The organism is uncultured Allobaculum sp., assembly GCF_948576815.1.
In the GTDB taxonomy this organism is placed as follows: Bacteria; Bacillota_I; Bacilli_A; order Erysipelotrichales; family Erysipelotrichaceae; genus Allobaculum; species Allobaculum fili.
This window is the reverse complement of the sequence record NZ_CAPAEZ010000010.1, coordinates 13866-26652: the sequence shown is the minus strand read 5'-3', so window position 1 is coordinate 26652 and position 12787 is coordinate 13866. Positions and strand designations below refer to the sequence as shown.

General features: G+C 49.7%; 10 protein-coding genes. 9 read left to right on the top strand and 1 reads right to left on the bottom strand.

All coding sequences use genetic code 11. The features are described 5' to 3' along the window. The first annotated feature begins 158 nt into the window (after window positions 1-158). A complete protein-coding gene (locus tag Q2J39_RS02395) occupies window positions 159-1118 on the top strand; it encodes a Type 1 glutamine amidotransferase-like domain-containing protein (protein WP_288339057.1) in 960 nt (319 codons plus the stop codon). A gap of 255 nt (window positions 1119-1373) precedes the next feature. Here Q2J39_RS02395 and spx read toward each other — a convergent pair whose 3' ends face one another. Then, complete coding sequence (spx, locus tag Q2J39_RS02390) at window positions 1374-1805, bottom strand: transcriptional regulator Spx (RefSeq protein WP_230267190.1); 432 nt, start codon at window positions 1803-1805, stop codon at window positions 1374-1376. 726 nt (window positions 1806-2531) lie between these two features. On the opposite strand from spx, the gene Q2J39_RS02385 reads away from it, so the two are divergent. The 8 genes from Q2J39_RS02385 (at window position 2532) to Q2J39_RS02350 (ending at window position 12521) form a co-directional block, all read left to right on the top strand. Next, window positions 2532-3215 carry a Fic family protein gene (locus tag Q2J39_RS02385; protein WP_288339056.1) on the top strand — a complete coding sequence of 228 codons (684 nt, stop codon included), beginning with the start codon at window positions 2532-2534 and terminating at the stop codon, window positions 3213-3215. A gap of 413 nt (window positions 3216-3628) precedes the next feature. Further along, window positions 3629-4096, top strand: coding sequence for a peroxiredoxin (locus tag Q2J39_RS02380; RefSeq protein ID WP_230267192.1), 468 nt, complete (start codon window positions 3629-3631; stop codon window positions 4094-4096). A 203-nt stretch (window positions 4097-4299) separates the two neighbouring features. Further along, on the top strand, window positions 4300-5262 hold the full coding sequence (pfkA, locus tag Q2J39_RS02375) for a 6-phosphofructokinase (protein ID WP_230267193.1): 963 nt from the start codon (window positions 4300-4302) through the stop codon (window positions 5260-5262). 70 nt (window positions 5263-5332) lie between these two features. Next, window positions 5333-6751 carry a pyruvate kinase gene (pyk, locus tag Q2J39_RS02370; protein WP_230267194.1) on the top strand — a complete coding sequence of 473 codons (1419 nt, stop codon included), beginning with the start codon at window positions 5333-5335 and terminating at the stop codon, window positions 6749-6751. A 76-nt stretch (window positions 6752-6827) separates the two neighbouring features. Continuing rightward, window positions 6828-7226, top strand: a complete 399-nt coding sequence (locus tag Q2J39_RS02365) for an InlB B-repeat-containing protein (RefSeq protein WP_230267195.1) — start codon at window positions 6828-6830, stop codon at window positions 7224-7226. 57 nt (window positions 7227-7283) lie between these two features. After that, entirely contained in the window at window positions 7284-7517 is a 234-nt protein-coding gene (locus Q2J39_RS02360) for an InlB B-repeat-containing protein (protein ID WP_230267196.1), read from the top strand. Between the two features lie 35 nt (window positions 7518-7552). Continuing rightward, window positions 7553-7795 carry a hypothetical protein gene (locus Q2J39_RS02355; protein WP_230267197.1) on the top strand — a complete coding sequence of 81 codons (243 nt, stop codon included), beginning with the start codon at window positions 7553-7555 and terminating at the stop codon, window positions 7793-7795. 502 nt (window positions 7796-8297) lie between these two features. Next, window positions 8298-12521, top strand: coding sequence for a beta-N-acetylglucosaminidase domain-containing protein (locus Q2J39_RS02350; RefSeq protein WP_288339055.1), 4224 nt, complete (start codon window positions 8298-8300; stop codon window positions 12519-12521). Window positions 12522-12787: the final 266 nt, after the last annotated feature.

Here is a 12787-nt window from a genome sequence, read left to right as displayed (position 1 = left end):
GGCTGACCGGTCGCTTTGCAGGCGACACTTAAAAACGGCGGGAAGATTTACCGCGAAACAAAACGGGGAATCCGGCGCACGATAAGGTGAATATTACGCGCGGTTGTGCGGGACTGCCGGCAGGATGGACAGACGCAGCTGCAGGAGAGAAAACGGAAATGAAACTGGTATCGAGAATGACACCCGCTCTGCTCAAAAAGTGGAACGAGACGCAGACGATGGAAGAAAAGGATCTTTGTGGACTGGTTTTCTGCATGCCCAATGGCGCAGATGCGCTCTGGTCCAGACCAGAGCCGGAAGATCTGGAAATTGTAGTGGACAGACAAAATCTCAAAAATCCCGTGGAAGGCAAAACGGATCTTGTGCGGACCTGGACGAGTGTGAAAGACACGCCGCTTCGCCATCCGCACGCGTTTTCCATACGGCCTGCGGCTTCAATTGAGCGGACCTGCGTACTGATGAACACGTCGATGATTGATGAAAAATGGGTTCGACCGGCTTTGAAGCCGCTCCTTGCCCCGGATGACGAAGTTTGCGTTCTGGCATTCAGCTTTTTTGACGATACGAAAACGCTTGAGGATTGGAACCGTCAGTACAAGAAGGGCCAGGGCATCTGGTACCGCTCGAATACGGATGTGTTTTTCGCCTACGGCCTGAAAGAAAAACAGATTCACTGGGTCAATTACTTCACCGACTCCATCCCGCAGATGAAAGAAGCCATTCTTAATTCCAGTGTGCTTCTTCTGACTGGCGGCGCGCCGGATCTGATGTATCGGCGCATTCGGGAAAAGAAGCTTTCCGGCCTGCTTCGGCGCTATCAGGGTCTGGTGATCGGCTATTCCGCCGGCGCCATGATCCAGCTTGGGGAATACCACATTACCCCGGATGAAGATTATCCGCAGTTCTGCTGGAAAAACGGACTCGGCTATCTCACGGACTTCGATGTGGAAGTGCATTTTCAGAACACGCCCCATCAGCTCCGGCATATTGAGCGGGCACTGAGCGAACGCCACCGTCCGGTTTATGCGATCGACGAAAAAGGCGGCATGATTGTTCAGCCCGATGGAACAAAAAGCTTCTTCGGAGCGGTGACATGCTTCGATCCAAAAACCAAATAAGCAGGAAAACGGAAAGTAAGAAAACTGACAAAGAGACAATCCGGGCGGCACAGAATGACGTGACATAGGATGACGTATAGTTACGCGTTATTCTTTAAAAACCGCCTGCCTGTCGATGATGAAATTCCGAAATATAAAGTCCAGGGCATGCCCTGGCTTTTTTGGCAAAAGAAAAAGGCGGCTTTTGCTTTGATTTGCGAAGGCCGCCCTTTGAAGTTCATGGGTGAGGATAGATCCGTGAATTACAAGTCTAAGTTAAAACGTACGAAGTTCGAGTGTGGATTCCAAGATGGAACGTTCGATCCGGCGAAGCTCTTCTTTACGACGGCTAACCGGGATCATGGCTGTGATTTCGTCATCATCGTAGCCAACGACCATATTCTTTTCGGATAACATGATCGGTCGTTTCAGAACCGACGGGTTTCTCTGGATAAAACGAGTGAGCTGGGTCAGTGACATTTCATCGATTTCTTCCTTCAGTGTGAGATACGCTTTTGAACGTGTCGAGATAATGTCTTCTGTACCGTTTTCGCAACGGGAAAGCAGATATTTGATCTCAGCTTCAGAAAGCAGGTTGGAGAAGATATTCTTTTCAACAAAATTAATGTGGTTATCTTCGAGCCATCTTTTTGCCTTGCGGCAGCTTGCGCATCCAGGCGACGTGTAGAACAATACGGCATCTTTCATATTATTTTTCCTCCGAAACATAATTGTTTCCTTTTTTCTTGATAGGTCAGTGTCTTAGATTTGCATTTCCTGAAGGAATGCATTTCTTAATTGCATCTTTATTTTATGTCTTACCCGAGTAAAGATGCAACCTTTTTTAGAAAGAAAATCCGAAAACTTTATTTGCAGCAATCGTCCTATAAATAAAGGGGGAATCAATAATAACTAATTTGAACGCGCTTTCATTGAGGTACATTTGAGTTCTTAATATTGTGGCGAAAGCGTTAAATTGATGAGAAAAGTGGCAAATAAAGCTAGTCTTGCCCTTTCTCGGTTTAAACGCAGAGCGGATAATTTGTACAATTTGTTTTTTTATGAAGATAAAAATCAATCAAAATTGTACATTCGTTGCGTGAAACGGCTCTCATGAATCTTTATATTCTTTCTTAGCCTTAACATTATCTTTATACGAATTAAGGCTTTTTTAATTTTTGACACTCAAAAGCCGCATTCCTTTTGCGGATATGTCCGATGATTTTCTTGCGATTTGCCCAGATTCAGGCTGCTCTGGGGCACATTCATTCTATGAGGATAAATATCCCATTAATATAAGACGGAATATAAATCCGAACCAGATGAAATAAAATGACGATATGCATAATATCCGCTCTCCAGCGGGCAAAAAATTGAAACGGCATCCATAAAATCCTCTATAATGATTTGTGACCCAGCAAGGAGAGAAACAAAATGGAAATTATTGAAGTACTTAACAATAACCAGAGTTACCTCGAAGATTTCATCACCCGGGTTGTCTACAACTCGAACGCTCTTGAGGGCAGTACCCTGACGCGTAATGAAACCTACGCGCTGACCTTTGACTCCAACCATTGCGCCATCAACGCCAATGCCAAGGAGATTCATCAGGCGATCAACCACAAGCGTGCCATGATGCAGATGCTAAAGCGTCTGAACGCCGGCGAACCGCTGACGGCCGAATATCTGATGTCCGTCAACGATACGATCAACGAAAACATCATGTTCGGCGGAGCCTATCGTGAAGATCCGGCTATCGTATCCGGATCGACCAAGGTATTCCCAGGACCTGAAGAAATCGAATCCTTCCTGAACCGTTTCATTGCCAAATATAATGACCTCGTTAAAAACGGATTTACGATGGAAGACGTAGCGGACATGCATATTTCGTTTGAGAACATTCATCCGTTCTCGGATGGAAACGGACGCACCGGCCGCATTCTGATCAACTCTATGCTGATCGCCAACAACCAGACCCCGATTGTCATCCCTCTCGAGATGCGCAATGACTACATCAAACTGCTGGAAACCAACAATGTAAGAGACATGGCCAAGATGTTCACCGGCCTTCAGGAAAAAGAAGCTGAACGTCTGAAAACGTTCGCGGATCTGCAGTAGTCTTCTCTTTTCGCTTTACCCATTATCAGAAATCAGAAAAGCAGCTTTCGGGCTGCTTTTTTGCTGGGCGGGGAACGGGAGATGCGCATAGGAAGGAACATAGACAGGAAGGGACATAGATAGGAGGCCCACAGAAAGAAACAAAAGATACAAACAAAAGATACATAGGAAGGGCAAAGTGAGACGCAAAATTTTCTCACGGCACAGATCCCTGAAACCATATCCCTGTATATCCATATATGGGGAAGATATATGGGGAAGCGGGCCTCTGGTACGGATCGGCAGAAAAGAATGCAAAGAGGCCGGCAGCAGGTCTGGAAAACGGATACAAATTTTGCATTCTTCCGATGCATGAAAACGGTTTACAGGTACAATAGGGGGAAGCGCGCAAAGCGCAGAAGGGAATTTAAATCATGCTTACTCCAGGAACACCGGCTCCGGATTTCACGCTGCCGGATCAGGATGGAAATCTGCACACGCTCTCTTGCTATAGAGGAAAGAAAGTCGTTCTGTATTTTTATCCGAAAGACAATACGTCTGGCTGTACAAAACAGGCCTGCAGTTACCGGGACCATTTTGAAGACTTTGAAAAGGAAGGCGCGGTCGTCATCGGCATTTCCAAGGATACGATCCGCTCCCACGCCAACTTCAAAGCCAAATATGAGCTTCCGTTTCTGCTGCTCGCCGATCCGGAACGAAAGGTTCTCCATGAATACGATGTCGTAAAGGAAAAGACCATGTATGGGAAAAAGGTTCTCGGTACCGTACGGACAACGTACCTGATCGATGAAAACGGCATCATTCTCAAAGCCTATGAGAAGGTCAAGCCGGAAACCGACAGCGAGACGGTTTTAAAGGATATTGAAAACGCAAAGCTCTAAGCCAAACCGTGCAAGGCACAAATCCTGCTTGTGCCTGACTATGTTAAAATTGATACAGATTCATCCGTAGAACGGAGGACGAATTCTGCCCAGCGCTTCCATTGCCCGCCATTCCTTATTAAGCGAAAGGGAAGGTTTATCATCGAGCGGCACTGCGAGGCACCGTTTAAACAAAAAATCAGTTGCGGATGAGGGAGGATAAGATGATTAAACGAATTGGCATTCTTACTTCCGGCGGCGATTCCCCCGGAATGAACGCAGCGGTACGTGCCATCACTCGTGTAGGCATCAATGCCGGACTGGAAGTCTATGGAATTTTCAACGGATATAAAGGAATGGTTGAAGGCTATATCGAGCCGCTCACTTCCGAATCCGTCAGCGAAATTCTTACCCGGGGCGGAACCGTTCTCGGGTCTGCCCGTCTGCCGGAATTCAAGGATGTGGAAGTCCGTAAAAAAGCCATCAAGCAGCTTGAACGCCGCGGCATTAACGCTGTAGTTGTTATTGGCGGTGACGGTTCTTACCGAGGCGCGCTTGAACTGACTCACATGGGCATTAACTGCATTGGTCTGCCGGGAACGATTGATAATGATATTACATGTACGGATTTTACGATCGGATTCATGACAGCTCTCGAAACAATTGTCGATGCAGTCGATAAACTGCGGGATACATCCAACTCGCATCACCGCTGCTCCATTGTAGAAGTCATGGGAAACCGCTGCGGCGACCTCGCCCTGTGGGCAGGTATCGCCTGCGGAGCGGAAATCGTTGTTACCAGCGAAAGCGGTTTTGATGAGCAGGATATTCTCGATCGTCTGCGCGATCTCGATCAGATTAAAAAGAAAAAGCACGCGATCATCATCATTTCGGAAAAAATTACCGATGTTCACCAGTTTGCGAAAAAAGTTACGCTCAATACCGGCTTCTCCGGCCGGGCTACCGTTCTTGGTCACATCCAGCGCGGCGGCTCGCCCTGCCCGTTTGACCGTATGCTCGCCAGCCAAATGGGCGAGAAGGCCGTGGACTTGCTGATGCAGGGCATCGGCGGACAGTGTGTCGCTATCCGGAATAACAAGATCACGTCTTTCCCGATCGAAAAAGCACTTGTTATGCCGTCTGAATCGAAAAAACCGCTCACCAACCTGTTCGAACGTCTCGGATAGAGAGATCATTCGTGCAATTGCGAGGGGAATGGTTTAAAATCTCAACGGATTCAACTCTAGAGGTGTATGTATGGATAAAAAAACAAAAGTTGTATGTACGATCGGCCCAGCCAGCGAAAACCCTGAAATGATCGCAAAGCTGGTCGAAGAAGGTATGAACATCTGCCGTCTGAACTTCTCTCACGGCGATTATGAGGAACATGGAGCACGGATCGAGCGCATCCGCCAGGTTTCCAAGGAAATGAAAAAACCGATTGGTATCATGCTCGATACCAAGGGCCCGGAAATTCGTCTTGGCAAATTTGAAGACGGCGGCGTCCAGTTTGAAAAAGGCGACGTAGTGACCATCGTCAACGATGCGGAACTGCTCGGCAACCGCGAAAGATTTGCGATCAGCGTACCGGAAGTTTTTAACGATGTAAAACCCGGCGACTTCATCCTGATGGATGACGGTAAAATGCGCGTGGATATTACGGAAGTTACTCCAGGCAAGGAATTCAAAGGAATTGTAGCCAACCCCCACTTCCTGAAGTCTAAGAAGGGCTGCAACCTGCCAGGAATCATTCTTTCCATGCCTTTCCTTTCCAAGAAAGATGAAGCGGATCTGCGCTTTGGTGCGAAAAACGATATCGACTACGTAGCTCTGAGCTTTGTACGTCGTAAAGAAGACGTTCTTGCGGTTCGGGATGTTCTCATTTCCGAAGGCAAGGATGATATTCAGATCATTGCGAAAATCGAAAACCAGGAAGGTTTCGACAACCTGCCTGACATTCTGGAAGTAGCCGACGGCATCATGGTTGCCCGCGGTGACCTCGGCGTGAACGTATCACTCGAATACGTACCAATCTACCAGAAACAGATGATCAAAATGGCAAACGATGCCGGCAAGCCGGTTATCACCGCTACCCACATGCTCGAATCCATGCAGGGCAACCCGCGTCCGACTCGTGCAGAAGCCAGTGACGTTGCCAATGCGATCATGGATGGCACCGATGCGGTTATGACTTCCGCTGAAACAGCTGCAGGAAGCTATCCAGCAGAAGCCGTTCATACATTCACAAAAATTGCCAATGCCATCGAACCGATGATTGACTACAAGAAACGTCTGGCTGATGGTATTGCTTCTTCCAAGCGCAACATGAGCGACTCCATCGCCATTTCCGCTGCGGAAACCGCTCTGGCCATGGACATCAAGGCCATCATTGCCTTCACACAGTCCGGCCTGACCGCTAAACGTCTGGCGAAATTCCGTCCGGAAGCACCGATCATTGCGGTAACTTTCGATGAAAAAGTTCAGCGCTCTCTGCTTCCTGTCTTCGGTGTACAGCCTGTCGTTACCGACGTGCAGAACACCCAGCAGAACGACGTTCAGCTCGCTCGCAACATCGCTCTGAAAAACGGTCTGCATCACGGAGACAACATCATCGTTGTAGCCGGCTATCCAGTTGGAAGCGGATCGACCAACATGATGAAAATCGTTACTGTCTAAACCGACTGACGATTCTTCCGCTTAATTTGATTTCCTTTCAGGAGCTGCAATAAAACTCTGTGGCTCCTGTTTTTTTATGCATTTATTTTTATTTTTTGCTTATTTATTTGCGTCCGGCCAGGAGAGGGGCGATCTGTCCGGTTCTTCCATCGCAAAACCGGCCAATCCGGTTCGTGAAGGCTATACGTTTGAGGGCTGGTTTACGGATTCCGAAGGCAAAAACGCCTTTAACTTCGAAACGGCAAAACCAGAAACCGATACCGTGATTTACGCCAGGTGTACGCGGATCCTCACAGCCCTGGATGCCCCGGCTAAACTCAGAGTTAGCACATCCCGTAGTGAAACCGGCGTACTGAGCGGAACATTCCGCTGGGATGCAGTAGAAGCGGGTGAAGGAAAAGTCAGCGGGTATGGCGTGACGCTGACGGATCCGGATGGAATCGACTGGACGCAGGGCGGCATGGCCGGAACGTAAACCGAGTTTGCGACGGCTCTGACCAAAGAAGGCGATTGGACAATTACCGTTACCGCAGTGGGCAGCGAAGAAAACGGTTCGAGCGACAGCCAATCGGCAACGCTGACCGTCCGCGTCACCTTCGATGCGCAGATCGAGGAAGAATCGGAAGATGTTCTCTGCCTTTGTGCATCTTCCATCACGAAGCTGAGCGATCCGGTTCCCACCGGCTACACGTCTGAAGGCTGGTTTACAGAGGAAAGCTGCACGAACAAATTCGATTTTGCGCAGGCAAACCGGAGCAGAGCCTGACCCTGTACGCCTAGTGGGCCGAAGAAGAACCGGTTGTGGAACTGAACTGGACGCTTCTGAATCAGGCCATTGCCAAAGGCCAGAACGTCAATACGAAGCTGGCCAGCTATCAGGACAAAGACAAGAGTGAATTCTCCGCAGCCTTTGGACGCGCAAAAGCGCTCAGAAGTGCAGAAGAGGTCACGCAGTCGGAAATTGACCGCATGGCCAGAGAACTCGCTTCGGCAGAACTTGTTCTTCGTCTGAAATCCAGTAAAGATCTGCTGAACCTTGAATAATCCGGCTGATCGAGCAGGAAATCAAGGCAGTCGGATTCTTCCCGATTTACAATGGAAACCGAATTGCCAAAGAATTCAAAAGGCCGGCTGCAGAGCGAAATCTGCAGCCGCCTTTCTTTATATGGTTATGTTCGAGTTACATGGTTATGTTCGAGTTCGTCAGGGAATGGGTATATTCGTGTTCTTCCGGCGTAAGTTCTTCGGATTGGGTTCTGGGTTCTGCGCCCGGTCCGGTTTCAGGCCCATGCTGCCGTGCAGGGCTGCCTGCTGACCATCCAGGAAAACGCGGAAAGAAGAGGAATGAAGATCGCTCAGGACAGAGATCGCAGGCAGATATAAAAATAGATAGGCAGTATCAATTCATAATCATTTCCCTTCAGTTTTATGCGCAAATCACTCACTTCATCGCGGAAAAACAAGCGGGGTGCTCTTGAGTGTAAGCGTGCACAATGCTAACCTGAAATCATGAGACCATCTGTGATGGATGGAAAGAGGAGGAAACATGCGGAAAGCTTCCAGAAAGATCGCAAGCAGCTTTTTAGCCGCTGCTATGCTGATCCCCTCATTCAGTCTGCCGGCTGCAGCTGCTGAACCGCAGGAAGAGCCAGTCGCCAGCACTGAGTACAAGATTTACCCGACGCCTCATTCCGTTGTTTACGCAACTGGAACGACGACAATCAGCAATGACGTGAACGTTGTCTACTCTGCAGGCATTGACCAGTACACGAAAGATCATGCAGCAGATGTTTTCAAGCTTCTTGGCGAGGATGTAAAACTCACGACGAGCGATGCTGCTGTTGAGGGAAAAACAAACCTGCTGGTCGGAATCCAGGGCGAGGATTCTCCGGCGAAAACCTACTTTGACACGCATACCATTACGGCTGAGGATCTCTTTTCCAAGACCGATAGCTATGCGCTTGAAATTCAGGATGGAACGATTGCCATTCTGGGCGTTTCTACCGATGCCGCCTTCTATGGCCTGACTTCGCTGAAACACATCTTCAAACAGGTGGAAAACAAGGAAGTTCGAAACCTGCGCATGGAAGACTTCGCGGACGTTAAGACCCGCGGATTTATCGAAGGCTACTACGGAAACCCGTGGTCCTTTGAAGACCGTGCGGATCTGATGACATTTGGCGGCGACTATAAGCTCAACGGCTATTTCTACGCCCCGAAAGACGACCCCAAGCACAATGCAAAATGGCGTGAACTGTATACCGAAGAAGAACTGAAAAACCACGCCATGCTGGCGGAAGCGGGAAACAAATCCAAATGCTATTACATTTACGCGCTTCATCCCTTTATGACCAATGCGATCAGCTTCGGTTCCAATTACCAGAGCGATCTGAAGATCATCAAGGACAAGTTTGAACAGATGATGGGTGTGGGCGTAAAACAGTTCGCCATTCTGGCTGACGATGCCGGTGTTCCAGGCGGCGAACCGCAGAACTACGTAACGCTCATGACCGATCTGACCAACTGGCTCAAAACCAAGCAGTCCGAATATCCGGGCCTGAAAACCGACATGATTTTCTGTCCGAACGACTATATGGGCAACGGCAGCAGCCAGCAGATGCAGACGCTCAAGCAGCTGCCGGATTCCGTTTCGATCATCGAAACCGGAGGACGTGTCTGGGGTGAAGTCGGTCCTTCCTTTAACAACCGTTTCTATTCCAACATGGGGCGTCCAGCGTTCATGTGGATCAACTGGCCTTGCTCGGACAACACCAAGGATTCCCTGATCATGGGTGCCGCGCTGACCTTCCTGAAACCGAATACGAATCCGGAAACCGTGAACGGTATCGTTCTGAACCCGATGCAGCAGTCGGAACCGTCCAAAGAGGCGATCTTCACCAATGCGGACTACGCCTGGAACATCTGGACTTCGGAAGAAAAATACGATTCCGTATGGCACGATTCCTTTAACTATATCGACCATGGCGATTCCATAGATACCATCGGTTCTGCCGCGTATCGTGAACTGTCCAAGCACATGCAGTATTCGAGAGCTGTGAACACGGAAGAATCCGTTGAAATCAAGGATGCCATGAGCGCTCTGGGCAATAAGCTGGCAGCCGGCGACGCGACCGTCGTCGACGATGTAAAAGCGCTCCGTCCTGAATTCGAAAAACTGCACCAGGCCGCCCTGGATTACCGTGAATATACCGGCAACGAACGTACCCTTGGCCAGATCACGTACTGGATTGATGCCTGGGAAGATACGACCGATGCGATTCTTGGCTACTTCGATACCATCGACAAGCTGGAAAGCGGCGCACCGCTGTCGGAAATCTGGGATTCGTTCTCCGCAGCACAGGCTGCCCGCGACCAGTCCGAAACGCATAAACTCTGGTACATCGATCACTGGGAATATGCGAAAGCCGGAACGAAATACGTCACTCCGTTCATGAACCGTCTGGACACGCTTCTGTCTGACCAGATTCTGCCGCTCGTTGATCCGAGTGCAGACCGCGTTCATATCATTACCAACCGTATCGATACGCCGACCGGCTCCATGGCCAACGCCACCGATGGCAATCCGAATACGGAAATCATTTACAAAACCCCAAGCAAAGTAGAACCTGGCGATTACATCGGTGTCATGCGCACAACCCCGATTGATGTCGATTCTGTCAGCATCCTTCTTGGTCAGTCCGGAAACCTGAACGATACATTCCCGTCCGCCAAACTGCAGTACACCCAGGATGGCGTAAACTGGATCGATATCGGAGAAGAAACGAGCAGTACCACCGACATGAGCCAGACTGGCCTTGGCCTGAAAAACGTTCTGGGCATGCGCGTTCTGTGCACAGGCAGTAACCCGAACATCTGGCTTGGCGTCCGTGACTTTGTCCTCAATCCAGAAGCCGGAGGCGACAGCGGGGAAACCGGAGAAGGCTCCTTCTCCCTCCCTGCAGGAAATGGCGCATATCAGACGAACACGAAAGAGAAAGCCTATGACGGCGATGCTTCCACGTACCTGTGGACCAACCAGAAAGCCGCTGTCGGCGATACCTTTACCTGGACATACGGCGAAGAAGTCCGCGCACGCAACGTCCATATCATTATGGGCAACGGCTCTTCCGCCGATAAATGGACCAGCTTCGTTCTCGAAACGTCTGTAGACGGAACGAACTGGACCGAACACAAAACGTTCACCAGTACGCCAAAAGGCGCCGATGAATACAACTTCGACCTGCAGAACGCATCGGTAAAATACGTGCGTCTGCGCAACCTCGAAGCGGTAGAAAATTGGGTTCAGCTTTCTGAATTTACTGTAGAAACCGAAGCTGGCGATCCGTACAACGCCAGCCATCTGATGACCAACACCGACATTGAAGCCGGCGTCTTCTTCACCGCAGCCGAAAGCAAACTGAAGGCGGAAGGCAGCATTACGCTCCAGCCGGGCGAATACCTCGGTATGGATCTGGAACGCATCGTTGAGATGGAATCGATTGATCCAGGAACTGATGCAGCAGGTCTGAGCGTTCAGACAAGCCGCAACGATTACGAATGGCAGGCATTTGATGCCAAAGATCCGATTGGCCGCTATGTCCGTCTGATCAACAATACCGACCAGCCGGTAACCTTCACCATCGACGATGTAATGACCGTTACATGCAAGACCGAAGCGGTGATCAAGCTGGATTCCTCGACGATGGGCAAAGATGACGAGTACGGCTATCAGGATACCCGCAATAACGGCGCAGCCTTTGACGGCGACGTAGATACGACAACCCTCTTTGCGGACTACCCGAAAGCGGGCCAGAACATCATCTACGATCTTGGACAGCTCCGTCCGGTTTCCAAAGTGACGATTTACACGCAGGATTCCGCAACCAACTACCTGACCGACTTCAAAGTCTCTGTTTCTGCCGATAAGGGAAACTGGACCGAAGTCTTTACAATCGGTGATGGTCAGCCCGATACCAATGAGCTGACAGTCAATGCGGTAAACTCCGAACTCTTTACCGCGTCTTCCACCTATCCAAACAAAGTCATGGCTTCCGGCGAAATTACTTCGACGAATGCCCGCTACGTGAAGATTGAGTTCACTGCCGATAACGACGTTCGCTTCGCTGGCTTCAATGAAATTGAAATTAATGACGGCGCGTACGTTCCGGTTTACAACGCCGCATTCCGTACGGATTCCGCACAGCGCGAAGACTATATTCCAGCTAACCTGGTTGACGGCAGTCTTGCTACCGCATGGACACCGGATACCGATGCAGCCGGATTCATCGAATACGACTACTCCGAAGGCCTCGAAAAGAACCACTTCAACGTCATCACCAAAGGCGACGCCAGCAAGGCTGCCTTCTCCGTTCTTGGCGTTAAAGACGGCGAAAAGAAATGGTACGACCTCGGAACGCTCGACCATTCGCTCAGCCAGTTCGCAGTCGATATCGATAAAGTGCTGACCGTGAAGATCAGCTGGCCGGAAGGCACACAGCCAGTCGTTTCGGAAATCATCGCCTACAAGGCATCCCTCGAAGAAATCGATACGACGCTGCTGAAAGCCGCAATCGATAAAGGCGAAGGTCTCACGCTGAGTGATTTCAACGAAGCGTCCCAGAGTGCCCTTGGGGCCGGACTTGACAGCGCAAAAGCGGCTTACCGCAATAAGCGCAGTCAGGAAGCGGTCGATGCAGCAGCCAAGAGCCTGAACGATGTTCTGCTCGAAGCCCGAAAGACCCCTTCGGCTTCTGCACTCGAAGAAATCTAAGTTTTACCCCGAACGCACAGATTCGATTTTGTGAAAACGGAATGATGAAATATAAATCTGGTCCCGGATTTGGACGATGCCTGGATGGCTTCCAAATCCGGGGCCGTTTTTTGTGCAGGAGAGGGCACGACAGAACGAGATCGGAACGCGGTTTAAAACGCGCTGAATAGAAACCCAGTACATAGAATTCCGGCACTCGCACAGAAAGACAGGAAAATAAATAGAAAATAAATATTGGAAACAGCGCAAGATCCTATCCGACACGG